Consider the following 21,381-nt stretch of genomic DNA (forward strand, 5'->3'; position numbering starts at 1 on the left):
GTGGACCGTGGCGTCGGGCGGTGGCGTCGCAGAGTGTGGGATCGCGGGCCGTGGTGTCACGGACGGAGATGTGGCGTTGGGTGACCGATGCGGTCATCAGCGACTATTCCCCCGCCGCCCCTTTGCTCTGCTTCAACCCACGCAATAGCGCCTGAGCTGGGCGGATCCGGCGGGCGCGCGAAACAGCCGCAGCGTCCCGCACGGTGAGTGACTGTTGCGTGGGTTGAAGCAGAGCAAAGGGGACAGTGGACGGACGGCCGGGCGGTGGAGCTGTCACGGGGGGTGACCACCGTGGGCTGCACGGCGGTGGATCGGGTCGAGAGGTGTCGTTACACCAGGCGCGCACGGTAGCCATGAGATGACCGTCCGCAGTATCGGGGTGCCGCCAGGGCCGTTCGGGTAGCCGTTTCTAGCGTTACGATCTTGTATCCGCACTGGTCAACGCACGTTCACATCCGACAGACTCGCGTACATCCAGCGGGGGCGGGTCGAGGAGGGATGTAGGTGCGGGTGCTCCTGGTGGAAGACGATCTGCGTGTGTCGGCGGGGCTCGCCTCGGCGCTGCGACGACGGGGGCACGAGGTGGTGCAGGCGCTCACGGCGGCCGAGGCGGCCGAGGCCGAGCCGGTCGACCTCATTCTGCTGGACATGAACCTGCCGGACCGCGACGGTCTGGAGGTGTGTCGGCGGATCCGCCAGCACAACGAGGAGGTCGCCATCATCGCGGTGACCGCCCGCGCGGAGGAACACGACCGGGTGGCGGGGTTGCGCGCCGGCGCCGACGACTACGTGGTGAAGCCGTTCTCGATGGTCGAGTTGCAGGCTCGTATCGATGCGGTGATGCGGCGGACCGGCCGTGCGGTGCGGGCGACGACGGCCCTTCAGATCGGGCCGTTGCGCATCGACGTCGACGCCCGCCGGGTCTGGATCTACGAGCGGGAGGTCGCCCTGTCCCGCAAGGAGTTCGACCTGCTGGTGGCGTTGGCCCGCCAGGCGGGGACGGTGGTGCCCCGGGACCGTTTGCAACTGGAGGTGTGGCAGACCACCTGGGCCACCCGGCACAACCTCGATGTCCACGTCGCGGCGCTGCGCGGCAAGTTGGAGAACCCCCAACTGGTGGAGACCGTGCGCGGAGTGGGATATCGATTGCGGGTCGACTGAGTCGGCGGTCAGGCCGAAATGTGAGGTGAACCTCAGATGATCCTCAAGAATCCCAGCTACCGGCCCCGCGCCCAGTCCGCGGCGGGTGTGCTGTCTGACACCCAGCCATACCTCCTGTTTGGAGATCCCTTTGAGATACAGACGGACAAAGGCCGGTGTCTTCTCCAGCCTCCTTGCCGCCGTCCTCGCGGTGACGGCGCTGCCGGCGCTGGCATACGGGAAACCGGCCGCCACCGCGCTGCAGATGCAGGCGGAGCCGAACCAGGTTCAGAACGTGACGGTGGTCCAGGGTGACGGCTACGCGACCCTGGCCTGGACCCACGTCGACGGCGCCACCGACTACCAGATCGAGCGGACGCCCGTCGCGGAGGATGGCACCGCCACCGGCAACGGCGTGATCGTCGGTGTCTGGCGGCCGAACCGCCAGATCAACAACGACAAGCCGACCTTCGCCGACGCTGGGTTCGCTCCCGGTGACCGCTTCCAGTGGCGGGTCCGGGCGCGGTTCGGCACCGAGGCGCAGCCGTACTCGGCCGCCGTCGTCGGCACCACCAAGCCGCACTGGGGCGACCCGAACACCCCGGGCCAGAACCTGCGTACCCAGTGGGAGCAGACCCTCGGCGCGCAGTACACCAGCGACGTCAACGAGTACGCGTACACCGCTGCCATCGACGAGCTCAGCGACCGGGTGCGCGTGACGGAGATCGGCCGCACCATCAACAACCGGCCGATCAACATGTTCATCATCGGCTACCCCACGGCTCCGGCCACCCCGGACGCGGTGGCCGCGACGAACCCGCTGGCCGTCAACTGCAACGTGCACGGCAACGAGCCGGGCGACCGCGAGGCCTGCTTCATCATGGCCCGCCAGCTGGCCTTCACCAACGACCCGGCCACGCTCGACCTGCTGTCGAAGACCACCGTGCTGATCGTGCCGACGATCAACGGTGACGGTCGGGCGGCCAACAGCCGGGGCAACTCCACCGGTCAGGACCTGAACCGGGACTACTCGCTGATTCGTCAGCCGGAGACCCAGGCCTTCATGGAGATGGTCCGTGACTACCGGCCCATCACCGGCTACGACGGCCACGAGTACGGCAACACCAACACCGGTGACCTGCCGATGCTGTCCCCGCGGCACGCCAACGTGGCGGAGGGCATCTTCGACGAGTCGCAGAACATGATCGAAGGCCACATGTACACCCAGGGGGCCAAGGACGGCTGGTGGGCCTGCCCGTACGGCTGTACCCCCGGTGCCAACGTCGGCCTGGGGCAGGAGACCATCCTGCGGAACACCCTCGGTCTGAAGAACGTGGTCAACTCTCTGCTGGAGCTGCGTAGCTCCGGTGGCCCCACCCGGCCGAACGAGAGCAACACCGCCAACAACCGTCGGCGCAAGACCTACTCGGGTCTGTGGACGTTCAACCAGTTCCTCGCGTACCACGTGGCGAACCTCGACCGGATCACCAAGGCTCGGGGCGAGGCGATCAAGCTCCAGTCCGCGAACTCCGGACAGATCGTTCTCGAGGGTTCTCGGGAGATCAAGGCGTACCCCGCCCCGCACCCGGGTGAGGCTCCGCCGCCGGTCGACGCCCCGCGCGAGGAGAACATCCTCAGGCACGCGCCCTGCGCGTACAAGCTCACCGAGGCGCAGTACAACGGTGCCCGCACCGACGGCCCCGCCGGCCGCCAGACCACCGTGGCCCAGCGGCTCGCCGCTCACGGCTGGAAGGTGATCAAGGTCGCCGACGGTTACGTCGTTCCGCTGTCGCAGCCCGAGCGGGGTCTGATTCCGCTGCTGCTCGACGAGCAGGCTGTCGAGGGCCTGGTCGCCGGTGAGCGGATCGCGCCCACCCTGACCGGTACCCACAACGGTCCGCTGACGGTGTCCGGAGTGGCCTGCCTCGCCGGCGCCACCGTCCGGGGCCCGATCACGGTCCAGGCGGGTGCCACGCTGATCGTCAACGGCAGCTCGATCAACGGCCCGGTGAGCGCCACCGGCGCGGCCGGCTTCGTGCTGACCGACAGCACCGTACGCGGCCCGGTGAGCGCCACCGGCACCCGCGGCCCGGTGGTGCTGGTCGGCAACGACGTGAGCGGCCCGGTCAACGTGGTCAACAGCGCCGCCGTGGCGCCGCTGATCGCCGGCAACACCGTCAACGGCCCGCTGAGCTGCACCGGCAACTCCCTCGCGCCGGGCAACTTCGAGGTCGCCAACACGGTGAGCGGTCCGAAGGCCAGCCAGTGCTCGCGACTGTGAGCGGCTAGCACCCTCACCCCCACGTACCGGCAGGCCGGATCCGCGCCCGGCCTGCCGGTACCCCTAGATCCGACTGGGAGAAGACCGTGACCGATCGTTTCCCCGCAGCCGTGCGGCCGGCACCACGACGGCCCCGACGCCAGGCAGTCCCCGTGGCCGGGATGGCCCTGGCCGCGCTGCTGGCGGTCACCGCGTGTTCGGATGGCGGAAAGGACGGCGAGACCGCGAGGGGCGACAACGGGATCACGCCCGTCGCGGTCTCCGTGACCGGACCGCTCTGCGCCGAACTGCCGGCGGGCACCGAGCCGGGGAACCCGGATTCGCTCACCGGTATGCCCGCCCACGAGGCCCTGCAGTGGATTCCCGTGCTCACCACCTTCGAGGCGGCCGTCCGGGCCACGGGCCTGGGCGGCGAGCTGACCGGGGTGACCGTGTTGGCCCCCACCGACGACGCCTTCGCGGAGAAGTTCTCCCGGACCAACCTCGACGAACTGCTGCTGCACGACACCGACGAACTCCGTGAGCTGTTGCGCGAGCACCTGGTGACGGGGCCGATGTCGGTGTCCGAGATGGTCGCCGCCGGCACGGTGAAGACCCTCGCCGAGGGCGAACTCACCATCACCGGTCAGGACTCGGGCGCCCGGTTCGGCACCCAGGCGGAGACGGTCTGCGCCGACTACCGGGCGGTCAACACCCGGATCCACGTCATCGACCACGTCCTCGGCTCGCTGCCCACCACGGCCGGCGGCGAGGACGACCATCCGTACCACTAGCCCGCGGGGCACAACCCCCTCCTCGCGGACCACGACGGCCGCCGGCCCCGAATCCGGGGCGGCGGCCGTCCGTGTTGTTCGCTTGTTAAGAAGGGGCCCCTCCTCTACGCCAGGCGTTAAGAAGGGGCCCTTCCTTACGGTCAGCGCTTCTCGAGCGGGAGGTAGTCGCGCTCGCTGGCACCGGTGTAGATCTGCCGCGGCCGACCGATCTTGGTCTCCGGGTCGTTGATCATCTCGCGCCACTGTGCGATCCAGCCGGGCAGCCGGCCCAGGGCGAACAGCACGGTGAACATCTTCGTCGGGAAGCCCATGGCCTTGTAGATCAGGCCGGTGTAGAAGTCCACGTTCGGGTAGAGCCGCCGGGAGACGAAGAAGTCGTCGGCGAGGGCGATCTCCTCCAGCTCCATGGCGATGTCCAGCAGCGGGTCGGGCTTGGCCATCCGGCCGAGCACGTCCTGGGCCGCCTTCTTCACGATCGCGGCACGCGGGTCGTAGTTCTTGTAGACCCGGTGGCCGAAGCCCATCAGCTTGACGCCGTCCTGCTTGTCCTTGACCTTGCGGACGAAGGACTGCACGTCGCCACCGCTGGCCTGGATGCGCTCCAGCATCTCCAGCACCGCCTGGTTGGCGCCGCCGTGCAGCGGGCCGAACAGGGCGTTCACGCCGGCGGAGACCGAGGCGAACAGGTTGGCGTTGCTGGAACCGACAAGCCGTACGGTCGACGTGGAGCAGTTCTGCTCGTGGTCGGCGTGCAGGACGAAGAGCATGTCCAGCACCCGGGCCATCACCGGGTCCACCTCGTACGGCTCCGCCGGCACGCCGAACGTCATCCGCAGGAAGTTCTCCACGTAGCCCAGCGAGTTGTCCGGGTACAGCAGCGGCTGACCGATGGACTTCTTGTAGGCGTACGAGGCGATGGTCGGGACCTTCGCCATCAGCCGGACCGTGGACATCTCCACGTGCTGGGCGTCGAACGGGTCCAGGCTGTCCTGGTAGAACGTGGAGATGGCGCTCACCGCCGAGGAGAGCACCGCCATCGGGTGCGCGTCCCGGGGGAAGCCGTCGAAGAACCGGCGCATCTCCTCGTGCAGCAGCGAGTGCCGACGGATCCGCTCACTGAACTCGGTAAGCTGCTCGCTGGTCGGCAGCTCACCGTAGATCAGCAGGTAGGAGACCTCCAGGAAGGAGCTCTTCTCGGCCAGCTGCTCGATCGGGTAACCCCGATAACGCAGGATGCCCGCGTCCCCGTCGATGTAGGTGATCGCGGACGAGCAGGCGGCCGTGTTGACGAAACCGGGGTCGTACGTCGTGAGTCCGGTTTCCTTCAGGAGCTTGCCGACACCGATGCCGGCGGGGCCCTCGACCGCGGAATGTACCGGCATCGACAGCTGCCCGCCGGGGTGATCGAGCTTGACTTCCGTCATGTGTTTCCTCGCTTCGCCGGCAGATCTACGTTGAATTGCCTTCGCTTCTACCGTAATTGCGGTTGCGACAACACCGCCCGCCGTGGTTCTGCGGTGAGGTATGCGTCACCCGATTCCCGACCAGGCGGCGGGGAAACCCCGACGATCAGGACGCACAGGCACGTAGAGCGCACGGAGCGTGAAAGTTCCCGGTCGAAACGGGACTGTGCGACGACTCAGGAGATGGTGAGCTGACGCAGGCCGCCGGCCGGCTCGACCAGGTACAGGTCGAGGCGGTTCGCGCCAGCCCGGAAGAAGCGGTCGTCGGCGAGCAGGGCGGCGAACCGTCGTCCTGCCGGGTCGGGGGCGACCACCGGCACCACCGAGGCGACGGTGCCGTTGACGGCTACCGCCAGCAGCGTGCCGTCGGGGACCTGTTCGGGCAGGGTGCCCCAGATCAGTGCCGGCAGTTGACCGCTGTCCGGGTCGACGGCCCGGAAGCCGTCCTGGCCGCCGATGCGGACGGTGCCGCCGGGCGCAGCGTCCGCCACGGCGGTGCCGACGAGCGGATGCGGGGCCGGCGGTGGCAGCGGGTCGGGCACGGCGCCGCTGATCGGGGTCGGTTCGGCGGGCCGGTCGTAGAACACCTTGCCCGGCTCGGTACGCGGCGCTTGGCGGGCGGAGCGGCCGTCGACCCGCCACGGCAGCGAGATGGCGGCCTCGTCGGCGATGGTGGGCAGCAGGTCGACGTGCTCCCAGTTGCGGTCGTCGACCCGGCCGGTGCGTTGTCCCGGCGTCTTGACGAAGGTCGGCACCCAGGCCACCTCGTCGGCGGCGGCCCGGATGGCGTCCATCCCCCGGCCCTGCGCGCCCTTGGTGAAGCTGACCCCGTGGTCGGCGGTGACCACCACCAGCGCCTGGTCCCACAGGCCGGTCTCGCGCAGCGTCCGCAGTGTCTCGCCGATCAGCCGGTCGGTGTAGCCGAGCTGTGCCAGGTGACGGGCGCGGGCGAGGTCCACCCAGCCGTCGCCCTCGTTGGGGAACTCCTCCGGCGCCTCGTAGCGGGCCCCGGAGGGCAGGTACGCCCAGGGCGAGTGCGGCATCAGCAGGTGCAGGAAGTGCAGCGTCGGTCGAGGTGCGGGGGTCAGGCCGTTGAGGAAGCTGGTGAAGCGGGCCGGCTGGTTGACGTTCAGGCTGTCCCAGCGGAACTTCGGGTCGTCCGGCACCGGCTCGGCGGCGTCGATGCCCGCCTCCTCGGCGGTGCGTTCCCGATAGGAGTTCTCCGGGTCGATCCGGCTGTCCTGCGGCGACGTCACCTGGCGCAGCAACTGGCCGGTCTCGCGCACCAGGACGCCGAGCCCCTGCTCCGGCATGACCGGCTGCTCGCAGCGGCTGGGTGGGCAGAGCCGGGTGATGCTCTCCTCGGCGCGGATGTCGTACAGGCCGCCGAAGGCGGTGAACAGGTTGTCCGGGTAGTGCGAGTAGTGCGGGGCGTACGGCTGCGCCGGGTAGCGACCGGTCAGCATGGCCGGCAGCGCGTAGGGCGTCCAGCCGCTCACCCCTGTCGCGTTGCGGTACCAGGTGGAGGCGGCAGCCAGCTCGGCGAAGTGCGGGAACCGCTGTGCGTCGATGCCGCCGTCCGGGCCGAGCAGGGAGACCAGCGGCAGCTCGTCGAGGACCAGCAGGACCACCGGCGGATGCCGGTTGCCGGTGGCGGTGCCGGCCGCGCCGCCGTCACCGCGGGGCAGCACCACCGGCGCGGTCGGCGAGGCGAACAGGAACAACCCCACGAAGATCAGCGGACCGACGCCGGCCACCCGCAGCACCCGGCCCGCGGCCCGCCAGCGCCGATGGGCGTACGCCCCGACGGCGCCGGCCACCCCCGCCAGCAGCAGCAGCGGTACGCCCCGCAGCGGCGTGAGCTGCCGACCGACCTGCACGGCCAGCGCGGCGACCAGCAGACCCACCAGCAGGGTGTGCGTACCCGCCCGCACGGTCGGCCCGAGCAGCCCGCCGGCCAGCCCGAGCAACCCGACCGCCACCGTCGGCAGCACCGCGACCAGGGCCACCAGCAGCAGGATCTCCCGGCGGTCGGCGCGGTGGAACAGGAAGAAGTCCGGACTGCGCCCGAGCACGTCCAGCAGCGGCTGGGTGATCACGAGGCCGAGCAGCGCCGCGACCTCCAGCAGTCGACCCGCCTCGGCCCGCCAGCCGCCCCACCCCCACCGCCAGCGACGCGTCCGCTGCCCGGTGCCGGGCTGGTCAGCCACCCAGGGCCACCCGGTACAGCGTCCGGCTGCCCGACGGCAGCTCCAGCCGGTCCTCGACGGTGCCGCGCGCGGCGAGCAGCGCCTCGAAAGCGTCCCGCCGGTAGTCCGGGAACAGCCCGTCGGGCTTGTTGGCCAGCAGGCGGCGGGCCATCGGGTCCTCGGGGTGGACGAACTCCACCACCAGCCGGCCGCCCGGGGCGGCCAGGGCGGTGAGGCAGGCCAGCACCTCGGGCAGCGGCACGTTGCGACCGATCGCCAGGTGGTGCACCAGCGCCAGGGCCAGGACGGTGTCCGCGCCCGTGCGGGCGGCGAAGGAGGCCCGTTCGATCCCGCGCCAACCGCCGCCGGGTGACGGGTCGGCCAGGTCCATCACCAGCGGCAGCACCCGCCGCTCGCCCTCGCCCCGCAGGGCCCGGTAGAGCCGGTCCACGACCGCCGGATCCTGTTCCACCGCGACGACGTAGTCGGCGTGCGCGGCGGCCAGTCGGGCGTACCGGCCGTCGTTGGCGCCCAGGTCGAGCACGAGTCGCCGCTGGGTGGCGCTGGTCAGCGCGGCGGTGACGAAGCGTTCCTTGGTCGACCGGTCGGCCTCGGAGTAGCCGCAGGTGCGCTGGTAGTCCACCCAGTGGCTGGTCGGCGGCTGATGGTCCAGGCGCCGGACCAGCTTCTCCATCCCGCGTACGGTGGCCAGCGCCAGCTCGCGGCTGTAGCCGGCGTCGCGCAGTTGGGCGCGTACGTCGGTGGTGGTGCGGGCGGCGTTGCGGCGTTGCACGCTGCCGTGCAGGTGGACGTGGGTCAACACGCCCGGCAGCAGGCGGCGTACGCCCCGGAAGAGGCGGCCCATCTGGTCCGGTTCGATGCCGTCGACCTGCGAGCGCAGCCACGGGCGGAAGTCGACCCCGAGATGGGCGTTGAGCAGCAGCGGGTAGAGCAGCGTCTGGCAGAACTGCCGGTAGCCGGCCCACGGCTCGCCCTCGCGGAGCGGGGCGAACGATCCCACGTCGATGAAGACCGGTTCGGTGCCCCGCCACTGCAGGTTGTACGCCGACCCGTCCTTGGTGGTGAAGCCCGCCGGCAGGGCCTCCCGGAGGATCTCCAGGTGCAGTAGCGCGGCGTCGCGCAGCATCGTGAACGACCACTCGTACGGGTGGGACACGAACGGGATGCGATCGTGCCGCAGCACCGCCGCCCACCGCTCGGGTGCCGTGGCCGCCGGCATCTCCTCGGTGCCGCAGACCTTGCCGGCGGCCATCAGCGGCGGGAAGAAGTCACTGCCGGCCAGGGCCCGCCAGTGCGCCGCCGCGGTCTCGTCGAGCGCGCGCAGCACGTCCTGGCCGGCGTGGAAGACCCGGTTGGCCGGATCGCGGAACGAGCCCGGCTCGGCGCGCAGGTCGCCCCCAGGCTCGGCGGGCAGGTCGGTGCCAGGCAGCTCCGGGCGGGTGGAGGGGGTGCCGGGCGGTGCGGGGTGGCGCAGGTCCGGGATCGCCATGCCAGGTCAGCTCTGGTCGGTGGGCTGGCGGCGGAACCGGCTGACCAGTCTGCGCCAGTAGAGCTTGGCTGCGACCGCGACGCCAGCGACCCCGCCGACCACCGCCTGCACGATCAGGCTGCCGGATCCCGCGTCCAGGTAGGCCAAGTGGTTCACCGACCGCTCCTTTCCCTCGCCGTGTCGAACCCCGACTTCACCACAATAAAGCTCACATTTAGGATCTAGCCGGACTTCTGCCACCGTACGCCGATCTTCGGCGTCCTGTCGGGCACAACGCCCACATCCGGCGTCCGTTTCGTTCAAGACGGTGGCCGACAATCGCCGTAGCCTGCGGCCATGACCCCAGAACTCGACCTCATCGGCATGGTCAGCACGGACCTGGCCCGCACCGTCGCCTTCTACCGTCGGCTCGGCATCGACATCCCGGCGGACGCGGAACGCGAACCGCACGTGGAGGTACGGCTGCCCAACGGTCTGCGGCTGGCCTGGGACGACGTCGCCACGATCCGTTCCTTCGACCCGGACTGGACCCCACCGGTGGGTGGCGCGCGCACCGCGCTGGCCTTCCGCTGCGCCGACCCGGCCGAGGTGGACCGGTGGTACGCCGAACTCACCGCAGCGGGTGGTCATGGTCATCGGCCGCCCTGGGACGCGGTATGGGGGCAGCGCTACGCCGTCGTGCACGACCCGGACGGCAACGCCATTGACCTCTTCGCCCCGCTGCCGCCTGCCGAGTCGTGAGCACCGCCGGACCAACTCGCCACCGGTGAGCCGGTGCCGGGCTCAGGCCGGTGCCGGGCTCAGGTGGTGAGCAGTGCGGTGGGTGGCACACCGGCGAGGGCGCGCACGTCGCGGGTCAGGTGCGCCTGGTCGGCGTAGCCGGTCCGGGCGGCCACCTCGGCCAGCGACACGCCCGCCCGGGCCAGGGCCAGCGCCCGGCGCATCCGCAGGATCCGGGCGAGGGTCTTCGGGCCGTACCCGAACAGGTGTCGGCTGTGTCGCAGCAGGCTGCGCTGGTCGAGCCCGGCCCGGGCGGCGGTCTCGGCCACGGTGGCGCCGGTGGCCAAGGCGGCGGCCACCCGCAGGCCCAGCGGGTCAGCTCCGCCGGCCGCCCGCAGTCGGCGGGTCGCCACCGCCGCCAGGAGCGTGCCGACCTCGTACAGCCCGGTGTCGGCAGCGCCACGACCCACCGCCGCGTCGGCCGTCTGGTCGGCCAGGACGCCTGCCGCTCGGGCACCCCAGAGGTCGGCGAGGGGCACCCGCTGGTCGCGCAGTTCAACGGCGGGGACTCCGAAGACGGCCGGACCGACACCGGGCGGCAGGCGCAACCCGACCCAGCGCTCGGCCGGCGCGCTCGTACTCAGGTGCGCGGTGCGGTCCGGCCCGGCGACCAGCAGCCCGAGCCGGCTGGACCAGAGCAGATCCAGGCATCCGTCGGGAAGCACCCGGACGGGTCGCGGGTGCGCCGGGGCGCTGCTGGTCCACAACACCGCCCCGGCGACCCCGGCCGGACGTTCCCGATACACGCCGCCAGTCTGCCCCGCTGCGGCGACGTCCGCCCCGCTGCCGCGCCCGAGCGGCAGCTCGGTGACCGGCCAGGGCAGCGCCATGGTGGGCGGGGTGGGCGGCTATCCGCCGTCCAGGGTGGGGTCGGGCAGCCGGACGGTGAACACGGTGCGACCGGGCCGACTGTCGAGGGTGACGCTGCCGTGGTGGGCCGCCACCACGGCAGCGACGATGGCCAGGCCGAGGCCGGTGCTGCCGTGGGCGCGGGAGCGGGAACTGTCGCCGCGGGCGAACCGTTCGAAGACGTCGGCCCGTAGTTCGGCGGGGACGCCCGGGCCGTCGTCGGTGACGCCGAGTTCGGCGACCTCGCCGGCCAGCCGCAGGCTGGTGGTGACGGTGCTGCCGGGCGGGGTGTGTACCCGCGCGTTGGTCAGCAGGTTCGCCAGCACCTGGTGCAGCCGGGCAGGATCGCCGGGCACCCGGATGACCTGGTCGGGCAGGTCGAGCTGCCAGCGGTGGTCGGGGCCGGCGACGTGCGCGTCGCTGACCGCGTCCACCACCAGGGCGGTGAGGTCGACCGACTCGACCGCCAGCGGGCGGCCGGAATCCAGCCGGGCCAGCAGCAGCAGGTCGTCGACGAGGCTGGTCATCCGGGTGCTCTCCGACTCGACCCGGCGCAGGGCGTGCGCCACGTCGGCCGGTACCTGATCGTGGCCGCGTCGGGCCACCTCGGCGTAGCCGCGGATCGCGGCCAACGGCGTACGCAGTTCGTGGCTGGCGTCGGCGACGAACTGGCGTACCCGGGTCTCGCTGGCCTGGCGGGCGGCGAGCGCGGCGGCGACGTGCCCGAGCAGCCGGTTGAGCGCGGCACCGACCTGCCCCACCTCGGTACGCGGGTCGGTGTCGGCGGTCGGCACCCGTTCGGAGAGCGCCACCTCGCCCCGGTCCAGCCGCAGTTCGCTGACCCGACCGGCGGTGGCGGCGACCCGCCGCAGCGGACGCAGGGTGGCCCGGACGATCACCGTGGCGGCGGTGCCGGCGACGAGCAGCCCGGCGGCGGTGACCCCGGCCTGAGCCAGCACCATCCACCACACGGTCTCCTGCACCCCGGACAGCGGCACGCCGAGCACCCGGACGACGCCGGCGGTGGACTGCCGGGCGACGAGCCGGTAACTGCCCCGGTCGCCGAGGTCGCGAGTGTGCGCGCGGCCGTCGGTGGGCACCGCGGCCAACGCGGCGACCTCATCGACCGGTACCGAGCGTTCCTGCCGGTCGGCAAGCGTCCACGCCTCGGTGACCTGCCCGTCGACGACGCGGGCGTTGATCGTGCCGGGCGGGAAGCCGCGCGGCACCCGGACGTCGTTCCAGGACGGGGCACCCGGTCCCGGCTCCCAGGGCGTCCCGGCGCGCATCCCCGCCATCGGGAGCAGTTGCTCGTCGAGCCGGGAGACCAGGAACTCCCGCAGCGCCGCCGTGGTGATCCCGCCGATGGCCAGGCTGACCACGGCCAGCAGGGCGACCAGGGTGACCACCAGGCGGGTGCGCAGGGACCACCCTGCCACCCAGCGGCGCAGCACGCTCACTCCGCCGGTTTGAGCAGGTATCCGGCGCCACGCAGCGTGTGGATCATCGGCTGCCGACCGGCGTCGATCTTCTTGCGCAGGTACGAGATGTACAGCTCGACCACGTTGGCCTGGCCACCGAAGTCGTAGTTCCACACCCGGTCGAGGATCTGCGCCTTGCTCAACACCCGACGGGGGTTGCGCATCAGGTACCGCAGCAGCTCGAACTCGGTGGCGGTCAGGGTGATCAGCTGACCGCTCCGGCGTACCTCGTGGCTCTCCTCGTTCAGGGTGAGGTCACCGACGGTCAGCACCGCGTCCTGCCGGGCGGTGACGGCGAAGCCGGAGCGGCGCAGCAGGGCGCGCAGCCGGGCGATCACCTCCTCCAGGCTGAACGGCTTGGTCACGTAGTCGTCGCCGCCCACGGTCAGCCCGGCGACACGCTCCTCCACCGCGTCCCGGGCGGTCAGGAAGAGCACCGGCACCGTGGCGTCGTCCTCGCGCAGCTTGCGCAGCACCTCGAAGCCGTCGAGGTCGGGAAGCATCACGTCGAGCACCACGGCGTCGGGCTGGAACTGGCGGGCGGCGCGGATCGCGCCCATGCCGTCACCGGCCGTCCGCACCTGCCAGCCCTCGTAGCGCAGGGCCATCGACAGCAGGTCGGTCAGGGTCGGCTCGTCGTCGACCACCAGCACCCGGACCGCTTCGCCGTCGGGCCGGCGCAGCTCGACCCGTCCCGGCCCGGCCTCCCTCTCGGTCATCATGACCTCATCGTGGTCCGGCGCGTTGGAGACAGCTTGTGCGGACTCTGTGAGCCAGCTGTGCGTACCGGTGGGTCATTCGGTCACCCCGACCGGGTCGGTGCGCACGTAGCGCATCGTCCAGACCGTGCCGTCGGGCCGCTGGCGGGCGTAGAGGTGGTCGGCGGCCGGCGTGGGCGCCGCCTCCGGTCGCCGCAGCACCCACAGGCGGGGCGGAGCACCGTCGGGGCCGGCCGGTAGCTCCCGAACCAGGTCGTGGGCCGGGCCACCGACAAAACGTACGGTCACCTCACTCATCACCCGTATCCCTCCAGACTCCCTGGTATCGCGCTCCCGGCTCGCACGCTAACGCACCGACCGCGATCTCAGGCCGGTTTGCCCTGATCGGCGGCGGGGTACGGGTGCCGAAGCCGCCGGTGAGGCGGGCGCGAGGCGAGGGCAAGGGGCGGTCGATGAGAACGCTGGACGGGCGGTACCGGCTCGAACAGCGCATCGGTGTCGGCGGCATGTCGGAGGTCTGGCGGGCCCACGACACGGTGCTGGACCGGCCGGTGGCGGTCAAGCTGGTGTCCCCGGATCAGCCGGACGGCACGGTGTCGGTGGAACGGATCCGGGCCGAGGCGCGGTCCGCCGCCCGGTTGGCGCATCCCAACATCGCCAGCGTGCACGACTTCGGCACCTGCGCCACCATTCCCGGCCGGGAGACGCCCTACCTGGTGATGGAGCTGGTGCAGGGCGAGACGCTCGCCGCCCACCTGCGCGCCGGCCCGCTGGACTGGCGCATCGCGGTGCGGGTGTGCGCGGAGGTGAGCGCCGCCCTGGCCGCCGCGCACGGGCACGGCATCGTGCACCGCGACGTCAAACCGGCAAACGTCATGCTCACGCCGACCGGGGTCAAGGTGCTCGACTTCGGCATCGCCACGCCCGCCGGGACCGCCGACACCGCCGGCGAGGGCATGGTCGTCGGTACGCCGGCCTACCTGGCCCCGGAACAGCTGCGCCGGGCGCCCAGCACGCCGGCGGCCGACATGTACGCCCTCGGCGTACTGCTCTACTACTGCCTGACCGGGCGACTGCCGTACACCGCCGACAGTGTCACCCAGCTGCTCGGGCCGCAGCGGCGGCAGCCGCCGCAGCCGCTGCCCGAGGTGCCCGGGCTGCCCGCCGAGGTGGCCGAGATGTGTCGGCGCTGCCTCGCCGAGGAACCACTGCTGCGGCCGAGCAGCCTGGTCGCGGCACTGCTGCTGGCCGAGGTGGTGGACGCCCGGGTGTACGTGCCGATGCACGAGCCGCTGCTGCCGCGACAGCGCGCGGTGAGCCCGTGGACGGAGCAGGCGGCCGCCGAGGCCACCGAGGCGGTGGTCGGGGCCCAGTGGAGCCGGCAGGGCGGGTGACTTCGGTTTCACCGGGGCGGCGTCGGGTAGCCGGGCGGTGAGTGACGGGAGGAACGCGATGCCGAGTTCCTGGCTGAACGAGGTTGCCGCCGCGACCGCCGAGGGCGGTCACATTCACACCGACGACGAGGCGCTGTCCACCACCCTCGCCTCACCGCTGGCACCACACAGCACGGGGCTGACCCCCTCGCAGCTGCTCGCCGCCGCGTACGCGTCCTGCCTGCACCATGCCGCGGTGGAGGCGGCCGGCGGGATCACCGACGAGGCCCACACCGTGCAGGTACGCGCGGAGGCCAAGCTGGGTCGCGACGACGACGGGCGGTACCGGGCCGATGTGCACGCCTCGATCTCCTCGGTCGGTCTGAGCCGTGAGCAGCTCGCCGAACTGGTCGAGCACGCCGACCGGCTGTGGCCGTTCTCCCGCGACGACGGCGGCCGCCACCGGCTCACCGTCACCCCGGCCGAGAACGGGCGACACTAGGCAGTCATCGTCAGGGCGGCCGAGGCGGCCGCCCTGGGGGGCCGATGGCGGGGTCGACCGTTCGGTGGATGCCGACCAATGCGGTCAAGACCTCGACCAAGATCACCTTTTCCTGCCGGTTTCCGACGACATTCCGGTCATGGCGGAAATAGCAGGTTGCTGCTGATCGTCGGCTATCGGCGCCGCTGAGGGGAATCACCCGGCCGTTAGCCGCAAAATGTGACTCATGCCATCAAGCCACCCGGATGGCAGGACGCCGAGACCTCTCTAACCTCGGCGGATGCACCCCGACGACGACTTCGACCAGAAGCTGCCCCCACAGCAACAGGCAAGCCAGTCGGCCGATGGTTCATCACCCGAAAGGGTGACCGGCCGGCATCGCGCCGCGATTGCGCCCCGTCGCGGCATCGCCGCCGCACTGGGCGGCACCGGGCTGCGGGTGGCCCTGGCCACCGGCGTGGCCTGCTGCCTCGGCGTGACCGCGGTGGCGGTGGCGTCGACCCGCGACACCGACGAAGCTCCCCGCCCTCAGGTGGCCGAGGCTGTGGCCGACCGCGTGCTGGCCGCCGAGGACGGTGCCGCCTCCCGATCCCTGGAACGCACCAGCCCCTCCCCCACACCGTCGAGCAGTCCCAGCCCGTCCGCCTCTCCCACCGCCAAGCCGTCCGCCACCCCGAAGCCGAAGAAGACGACGGCCAAGCCGACGAAACCACCCCGCCCCAGGCCGGTCGCCGGGCTGACCCAGGCGCAGATGGACAACGCCAAGGTGATCGTGGATGTCGGCGTCGACATGAAGATCCCGCGCAAGGGCCTGGTCGTCGCCGTCGCCACCGCGATGCAGGAGAGCACCCTGCTCAACTACGCCAGCGGTGTGCTGCCCGAGTCGCAGAACTACCCCCACCAGGCCATCGGCTGGGATCACGACTCGGTCGGGCTGTTCCAGCAACGCCCGAGCAGCGGCTGGGGCACCGTCCGCGACCTGATGCGTCCCGCGTACTCGGCCCGCGCCTTCTACGAGGCCCTGCTGGAAGTGCCCGGCTGGGAGCAGATGAGCCTGACCCTGGCCGCGCAGGCCGTGCAGATCTCCGCCTTCCCGTACGCGTACGCCCAGCACGAGGAGCGGGCGAACACCATCGTCGCCGCACTCCTGAGCTAGGACGGGTCAGGGGCGCTGCTTGGGCAGCACGACCACCCGGCCGAAGAACTCGTCGATGCGGTGCACCACGTCGTTGAAGTCGTCGAGGTCGATCGGCTTGGTGACGTACGCGTTGGCCTGCAGGGTGTAGCTGCTGATGATGTCCGTGTCCGCGTTCGACGTGGTCAGTACGACGATCGGAATGGTGCGCAGATCCGCGTCGCCCTTCACCTCGCCCAGCACCTGACGCCCGTCCATCCGGGGCATGTTGAGGTCGAGCAGGATCACGTCCGGGCGGTGCGCGTCGGTGTGCCGGCCCTCGCGGCGCAGGAACTCCATCGCCTCCTGACCGTCGCCGACCACGTCGATGACCTTGTCGACGTCGGAGGCGGAGAGCGCCTCCTCGATCATGAGCACGTCACCCGGGTCGTCGTCCACGACGAGGATGCGAACCGGGTCAAGGGTACGAGCGGCCATCATTACCTGCCTCAGGTCGGCGAGGACGGGATCTGCGATCCTATGCTGGCGGGGAATCTAGCCCATTCCGACACGGTCGTCCGGTCCCGGGTCGGCAGATCCGTACCCGAGCACATCAGCCAGGCCGGTCACCTTGAGCACCCGTTCCACCCGACCGGTCGCGCCGGTGATCCGCAGCCAACCGCCCTGCTCGGCAGCGCGGTTGTCGCCGCGTACGAAGACGGCGATCCCGGTCGAGTCACAGAACGTCAGCTCGGCCAGGTCGATCAACAACCGTCGCTGCCCGGCGGCGGCCAACCGGTCGATCGCCTCGTTCAACTCGGGGGCGCTGCTCATGTCGAGCTCGCCGGCGAGACGGAGGCGGGCCGGTCCGCCACCGTCACGATCGGCGTACGTGACGGTGAACGCCACGACAATCCCCTCTCGCCGCACGGGACGAATGCTTGCAGTGCGGCAAGTATAGTGCGTGCCACACGGCGGGCGGCATTTTACGCCTCCGACGGAAGGGGCCGACGCCCTGCCGCCGGCAGCGACGCGCCACCGGCTCGCAGGTACGCTCCGGCGCGCGGAAAGTCGTGCAGCACGCCCGCGTAGTGCCGCAACGTCGCACCCACCGCGGCGGCCGGCACTCCTCGACTGGCCAGAATGGTCACCAGCCACTCGACGAACTCGGTGAACAACGAGCCGTCGTCGACGTAGAGCGCGGCGGCGAGGAAGTCCAGGATGTACCCGAGATCGCTGACCGTCGAGTCGAACTGGGCCGGGGTGTAGTCGCCGAAGCCCGGCATCCGCTGCGCCAGGTCGGCCAGCGCACTGTCGATCAGTTCGCCACGTCGACCGACCAGGCCGGCGTACTCGTCGTCGGCGAGGTGGGCCAGGTCGGCCGGCGCCACGGCCCGCAGCACCCGCTCGTCGCCGAGCAGGTCGGCGGCGGTGGGACCGTCCGGCGCCCAGGCCACTCCGAGGCGACGCGCCCAGCGGCCGTCCGCGCCGAAACCCCGGCCGCCGACCACGACCGGCACGTCCGAACGCTGACACGCCTCGATCATCCGGTGGGCCTGGGGCAGGCGCATCGGCAGCGCGCAGGCCAACGCGACCGCGTACGCGTCGTGCCGGTGCAGGTACGACACCAGATGCGCGGCAGGCACGCTGGCCCCCAGGAAGGTCACCTGCCAGCCCCGCAGCCGCAGCACCTCGGCGACCAGCCGCGCCGGCAGGGCGTGCCACTCACCGTCCATACAGGCCACCACGATCCGACCGCGGTCGCCTCGGGGATTGGCGTACGCGGCGATGGCCGCCACCACCCGCTCGCTGACGTGCGTGGCCGCGTGTTCCTGGGCCACACTCCACTCGTTGCGCGCCCACCGCTCCCCCACCTCGGCCTGCGCCGGTGCGACCAGATCCAGCAGCACCCGGTCGGCAGGCACGCCCGCGTCGAGCAGTTCCCGGGCCACCTCGACGGCGGCCGGTTCGTCGGCTTCGGCGAGGCAGTGCAGATAGCGCGGGTAGAGCGCTGCGGGAGAGATGCCCGTCGTCGCCATGGTCACGAGGTCGTCGCCCCTTCCCGCACCACCGGAGTCGGAGTGGGCACCGCGTGCAGGTGCCGGTGTGGCCGGGTGCCGGTGGCACGCAGCGCCAGCACCGCGATGTCGTCGTGGTCGCGCTGGGCCAGCCAGTCGCAGGTGATCTGCTCGACCCGTTCGGCGAGGGCCGGCGCCGGCATCCGCTGGCAGCCGGTCAACGCCTGCATCAGGCGCTCGGTGCCGAGTTGCTCCGCGCCCCGGCGACCGCCGCGTGCCTCGGTCACCCCGTCGCTGTAGAGCAGACAGGTCTCGCCGGGGGCGAGCCGGGTGGAAACCTGGCTGACCCGTGGGTCCGGGACCACCCCGATGAGCATCCCGTTGAGCGGGAGCTGTTCCACCTCACCGGTGGACCGCACCACCAGCGGAGGCAGGTGGCCTCCGCCGGCCAGCGTCAACACCAGGCCGCCGTCACGGTGCGGCCGGACCACACCCAGCACCATCGTGGCGAACCGACCCTGCCCGTGCGCCAGGGTGCTCTCCAGCAGCGCGTCGTTGAGCAGCCGCAGCAACCGGGCCGGCTGCGCCTCGATGCGGTGCAGCGCATGCAGGCACTGGCGCAGCTGGCCGGTGAAGACGGCGGCCTCCACCCCCTTGCCCGAGACGTCGCCGAGAAAGAACACCGAGCCACCGTCGGGCAACCGGTGGGAGCCGTAGAAGTCGCCGCCGATGCGCAGACCGGCCTGCGCCGGCCGGTACGCCGTGCCCCACTGCACGCCCGGCACCTCCGCCGGCTCCACCGGCAGCAGGCTCGCCTGCAACGTGTCGGCCACCTCGGCCTGGTTGCGGTAGAGCAGGGCGGTGGTCAACGCCGCGCCGGCCCGGTCGGCGAAGGCCCGCAGCAGGTCGAGATCGTCGTCGGTGTACCAGTGGGCCGCCGGCCGGGCCACCAGCAACACGCCCACCGGCGCGTCCCGACCGGGCAACGCCACCAGTCGGACACTGGCGTCGGCGGCGTCGATGCCGGGCAGCCAGCCCGCTTCGACGGCCTGTTCGGCGAGCCAGTCGACGGTGTGCGGCTGCACACCGTGCAGGCTGTCGATGACGGCTGCGGGCAGCTCCGCCGCGGCCAGCACACCCCGGTCCAGAGTGGGCAGATCGTCCTCGGCCCGGCGGGCTCGCCACCACCGGGCCCGCCCGGAGCGGGGTGCCAGGATCAGCACGGCCGCCTCGGCCAGCGTCGGCACGGCGAGCCGCACCACGGCAGCGGCGGCGCGGTCGGGGTGCAACGGGTTGCCGAGTTTCTCCCCCACCACGGCCAGGAACGCCGAGCGGGCGCGTTCGGCCGCCAACTCGTCGGCCGGGCCGCTGTCTTCGCTGACGTCCTCGACGTACCAGCAGGTCGGGCCGGCGGAGAGCGGCACCCGCCGGACCCGCAGCCGACGTCCGTTGCGCACGATCTCGGCGGTCGAGCCGTCCAGTGCGTCGAATACGGCGCAGGAACCACCCACGACGATCTCCGGAAGCAGCCGCTGCGCGACCGGGCTCACCTGCCACACCACGCCGTCCGGGCCGCACAGCACCAGCCCTTCCCGGAGGTGCTCGACGATCTCCGGCCAGCCGGCGAACTCCGACGAATCGATGGTGGGCGGGGCGGCGGTGGACGCGGCAGGACTCCACGCCGGGGCCTGCGGGGCACTCGGCGTGAACCGTCCGTCGCCGGGGTCGATGTCCCTGACGTCGGCACCAGTCACCAGGTGAGCCCCACTCCTTCTCGATGCCGCACCCGCGCGCCGCGGTGTGCCTGGTCGCGTTCCGTCACCAGGGTACGCCGGTGTCGGCGCACCGCCAGTCGAGCGACGTTCCGACGCTACCGGCCGCCCCTCAGTCAGGGCGACGACGAGGTTGTTACGATCCGGACGCCCCTGCCCGCCCGCCAGCCGCGGAAGGCGTGATCGTTGCTGTCCCACGGTCGAAGACCCGAGACCACGCCGCTGAGCGTGATCGTCGACCGGTCCGATCCCGACATGCCGGTGATTCGGGTGGGCGGCGATCTCGCCTACACCACCGCGAGCCCGCTGCGTTCGGAGATCGACCGGGAACTGCAGGCCGGTCCCGCCACCCTCGTGCTCGACTTCGCCAACCTCCAGTTCATCGACAGCACCGGGCTCAGCATCATCGTGCACACCTGGCGTGAAGGGCTGCGCGACGGCGTGACCCTGCGGCTGCGCGCGGTGCCTCGGTTCCTGGAGACCATCTTGGACATGACCGGGGTCACCAACCTGCTCGCCCGCTCGACGAGCGGCGACGCGCCGCTCGGCACCGAGCCGGACGGACAACCCACGGTCACCGCCTGAACGATCCGCGTGGTCGGCGGAACGCCGGCCCGTTCGCGTGGCGGTGAATCGCGCACCCCCGCGACTTGCGTTCCGCGGCGGGGCTGGGAGCATGGAGGCATGTCCTCCCAGCTGTTGGCCATCGAGGTCAGCCGGTTCGATGTCGGACGTGCGGAGCTGCGGCTCACCGGTGACCTGGACTTCGACAGCGCTCCGGAACTGATCAGCGCCGTCGAGAAGCTACGCCGGGACGGCTACCGGCACCTCCTCATCGACCTGGCCGGAGTGGCGATCTGCGACTCCTCGGGTCTGAGTGCGCTCGTAGTGGCCCACCGGGGCAGTCCGGTCCCGATCCGGCTGGTCGGCATCAACCCCAACCTCCGACAACTGCTCGACCGCACCGGTCTGGCCGAGTTGCTCCAGGTCTCGCCCGCCGACGGCGGCGACGCGCAGGCCGCCGGCTGACACCGGCGTCGGGGGTGCCCCCGACCCTGGGACCAGGGGCCGGGGGCCGGAGGATGGCTCAGGGCGCCGTCACGACCGATCCGGCACGACGGGCCTCGGGCATCGGCTCCGCGTCGTCGGGCAGGCCCGAATCCGGCGTCTGGAACAGATAGCGGACGAACTCCGCATCTGTTCCGCCGTCACCGGGCCACTGTCCCGCGCAGTCGACGCCGATCACCTCACGTCCGGTGCCGTCGGCATCTTCCAGCAGCGCCCACAGACTCACCGGATAGCAGCGGGTGTTTTCGGGGGCCAGTCGCCAGCGGGCGTACCAGCCGGGCCGAGCCGGGACGATCTCGACAATCCGCTTCATCATGACCTGCCCTTCCGCCGTGCCTCGGAAGATCTC

Annotated in this window: 22 protein-coding genes; 9 read left to right on the forward strand and 13 right to left on the reverse strand. The window is 71.6% G+C overall.

The window, feature by feature from the left end; genetic code table 11:
* Positions 1 to 504: 504 nt before the first annotated feature.
* The 3 genes from VAB18032_RS18535 to VAB18032_RS18545 all read left to right on the forward strand — a co-directional run bounded on the left by VAB18032_RS18535 (position 505) and on the right by VAB18032_RS18545 (position 4,194).
* Entirely contained in the window at positions 505 to 1,161 is a 657-nt protein-coding gene (locus VAB18032_RS18535) for a response regulator transcription factor (protein ID WP_013734419.1), read from the forward strand.
* Positions 1,162 to 1,291: 130 nt separating this feature from the next.
* The gene (locus VAB18032_RS18540) at positions 1,292 to 3,421 is read left to right on the forward strand and encodes a M14 family metallopeptidase (RefSeq protein ID WP_148272308.1); all 2,130 of its coding nucleotides are present in this window, start codon (positions 1,292 to 1,294) and stop codon (positions 3,419 to 3,421) included.
* 86 nt (positions 3,422 to 3,507) lie between these two features.
* Positions 3,508 to 4,194 (forward strand): fasciclin domain-containing protein, encoded by a 687-nt coding sequence (locus VAB18032_RS18545; protein WP_148272309.1) that lies wholly within the window; start codon positions 3,508 to 3,510, stop codon positions 4,192 to 4,194.
* 140 nt (positions 4,195 to 4,334) lie between these two features.
* Here the strand turns inward: VAB18032_RS18545 and VAB18032_RS18550 are convergent, their stop codons facing one another.
* The 4 genes from VAB18032_RS18550 to VAB18032_RS32360 form a co-directional block, all read right to left on the reverse strand.
* Positions 4,335 to 5,618, reverse strand: a complete 1,284-nt coding sequence (locus VAB18032_RS18550) for a citrate synthase (RefSeq protein ID WP_013734422.1) — start codon at positions 5,616 to 5,618, stop codon at positions 4,335 to 4,337.
* 215 nt (positions 5,619 to 5,833) lie between these two features.
* On the reverse strand, positions 5,834 to 7,867 hold the full coding sequence (locus tag VAB18032_RS18555) for a sulfatase-like hydrolase/transferase (RefSeq protein ID WP_013734423.1): 2,034 nt from the start codon (positions 7,865 to 7,867) through the stop codon (positions 5,834 to 5,836).
* The gene (locus tag VAB18032_RS18560; RefSeq protein WP_013734424.1) at positions 7,860 to 9,356 is read right to left on the reverse strand and encodes a class I SAM-dependent methyltransferase; all 1,497 of its coding nucleotides are present in this window, start codon (positions 9,354 to 9,356) and stop codon (positions 7,860 to 7,862) included. Before VAB18032_RS18560 ends, VAB18032_RS18555 begins: the two co-directional genes overlap by 8 nt.
* 6 nt (positions 9,357 to 9,362) lie before the next feature.
* Positions 9,363 to 9,512: a hypothetical protein gene (locus VAB18032_RS32360; protein WP_013734425.1), complete on the reverse strand. Its 150-nt coding sequence runs from the start codon at positions 9,510 to 9,512 to the stop codon at positions 9,363 to 9,365.
* Positions 9,513 to 9,692: 180 nt separating this feature from the next.
* Here VAB18032_RS32360 and VAB18032_RS18565 point away from each other — a divergent pair, with 180 nt between their 5' ends.
* Positions 9,693 to 10,097 carry a VOC family protein gene (locus VAB18032_RS18565; protein ID WP_013734426.1) on the forward strand — a complete coding sequence of 135 codons (405 nt, stop codon included), beginning with the start codon at positions 9,693 to 9,695 and terminating at the stop codon, positions 10,095 to 10,097.
* 59 nt (positions 10,098 to 10,156) lie between these two features.
* Here the strand turns inward: VAB18032_RS18565 and VAB18032_RS18570 are convergent, their stop codons facing one another.
* The 4 genes from VAB18032_RS18570 to VAB18032_RS18585 all read right to left on the reverse strand — a co-directional run bounded on the left by VAB18032_RS18570 (position 10,157) and on the right by VAB18032_RS18585 (position 13,482).
* Positions 10,157 to 10,966, reverse strand: coding sequence for a helix-turn-helix domain-containing protein (locus VAB18032_RS18570; RefSeq protein WP_013734427.1), 810 nt, complete (start codon positions 10,964 to 10,966; stop codon positions 10,157 to 10,159).
* Between the two features lie 18 nt (positions 10,967 to 10,984).
* Entirely contained in the window at positions 10,985 to 12,424 is a 1,440-nt protein-coding gene (locus tag VAB18032_RS18575; RefSeq protein WP_043724906.1) for a sensor histidine kinase, read from the reverse strand.
* Positions 12,425 to 12,441: 17 nt separating this feature from the next.
* Positions 12,442 to 13,185, reverse strand: a complete 744-nt coding sequence (locus VAB18032_RS18580; protein ID WP_013734429.1) for a response regulator transcription factor — start codon at positions 13,183 to 13,185, stop codon at positions 12,442 to 12,444.
* A gap of 75 nt (positions 13,186 to 13,260) precedes the next feature.
* Positions 13,261 to 13,482, reverse strand: coding sequence for a hypothetical protein (locus VAB18032_RS18585; protein ID WP_013734430.1), 222 nt, complete (start codon positions 13,480 to 13,482; stop codon positions 13,261 to 13,263).
* 155 nt (positions 13,483 to 13,637) lie between these two features.
* Between VAB18032_RS18585 and VAB18032_RS18590 the strand changes: the two genes are divergently transcribed.
* From VAB18032_RS18590 to VAB18032_RS18600, 3 genes are all read left to right on the forward strand, one after another.
* Positions 13,638 to 14,579, forward strand: a complete 942-nt coding sequence (locus VAB18032_RS18590; protein WP_013734431.1) for a serine/threonine-protein kinase — start codon at positions 13,638 to 13,640, stop codon at positions 14,577 to 14,579.
* Positions 14,580 to 14,637: 58 nt separating this feature from the next.
* Entirely contained in the window at positions 14,638 to 15,060 is a 423-nt protein-coding gene (locus VAB18032_RS18595; RefSeq protein WP_013734432.1) for an OsmC family protein, read from the forward strand.
* Positions 15,061 to 15,340: 280 nt separating this feature from the next.
* Complete coding sequence (locus VAB18032_RS18600) at positions 15,341 to 16,216, forward strand: hypothetical protein (protein ID WP_013734433.1); 876 nt, start codon at positions 15,341 to 15,343, stop codon at positions 16,214 to 16,216.
* 6 nt (positions 16,217 to 16,222) lie between these two features.
* Here the strand turns inward: VAB18032_RS18600 and VAB18032_RS18605 are convergent, their stop codons facing one another.
* From VAB18032_RS18605 to VAB18032_RS18620, 4 genes are all read right to left on the reverse strand, one after another.
* A complete protein-coding gene (locus VAB18032_RS18605; RefSeq protein ID WP_013734434.1) occupies positions 16,223 to 16,675 on the reverse strand; it encodes a response regulator in 453 nt (150 codons plus the stop codon).
* Between the two features lie 54 nt (positions 16,676 to 16,729).
* Positions 16,730 to 17,083, reverse strand: coding sequence for an STAS domain-containing protein (locus tag VAB18032_RS18610; protein WP_013734435.1), 354 nt, complete (start codon positions 17,081 to 17,083; stop codon positions 16,730 to 16,732).
* A gap of 77 nt (positions 17,084 to 17,160) precedes the next feature.
* Positions 17,161 to 18,219: a cobalamin B12-binding domain-containing protein gene (locus VAB18032_RS18615; protein WP_013734436.1), complete on the reverse strand. Its 1,059-nt coding sequence runs from the start codon at positions 18,217 to 18,219 to the stop codon at positions 17,161 to 17,163.
* Positions 18,216 to 19,946: a PP2C family protein-serine/threonine phosphatase gene (locus VAB18032_RS18620; RefSeq protein ID WP_013734437.1), complete on the reverse strand. Its 1,731-nt coding sequence runs from the start codon at positions 19,944 to 19,946 to the stop codon at positions 18,216 to 18,218. Before VAB18032_RS18620 ends, VAB18032_RS18615 begins: the two co-directional genes overlap by 4 nt.
* Positions 19,947 to 20,219: 273 nt before the next feature.
* On the opposite strand from VAB18032_RS18620, the gene VAB18032_RS18625 reads away from it, so the two are divergent.
* Together VAB18032_RS18625 and VAB18032_RS18630 are read left to right on the forward strand one after the other, a co-directional pair.
* The gene (locus VAB18032_RS18625; protein ID WP_050814765.1) at positions 20,220 to 20,549 is read left to right on the forward strand and encodes an STAS domain-containing protein; all 330 of its coding nucleotides are present in this window, start codon (positions 20,220 to 20,222) and stop codon (positions 20,547 to 20,549) included.
* A 99-nt stretch (positions 20,550 to 20,648) separates the two neighbouring features.
* On the forward strand, positions 20,649 to 20,993 hold the full coding sequence (locus VAB18032_RS18630) for an STAS domain-containing protein (RefSeq protein WP_013734439.1): 345 nt from the start codon (positions 20,649 to 20,651) through the stop codon (positions 20,991 to 20,993).
* 58 nt (positions 20,994 to 21,051) lie between these two features.
* On the opposite strand, the gene VAB18032_RS18635 is transcribed toward VAB18032_RS18630, so the two are convergent.
* Positions 21,052 to 21,345: a hypothetical protein gene (locus tag VAB18032_RS18635; protein ID WP_043724920.1), complete on the reverse strand. Its 294-nt coding sequence runs from the start codon at positions 21,343 to 21,345 to the stop codon at positions 21,052 to 21,054.
* Between the last annotated feature and the right edge of the window lie 36 nt (positions 21,346 to 21,381).

The organism is Micromonospora maris AB-18-032, from assembly GCF_000204155.1.
In the GTDB taxonomy this organism is placed as follows: Bacteria; Actinomycetota; Actinomycetes; order Mycobacteriales; family Micromonosporaceae; genus Micromonospora; species Micromonospora gifhornensis.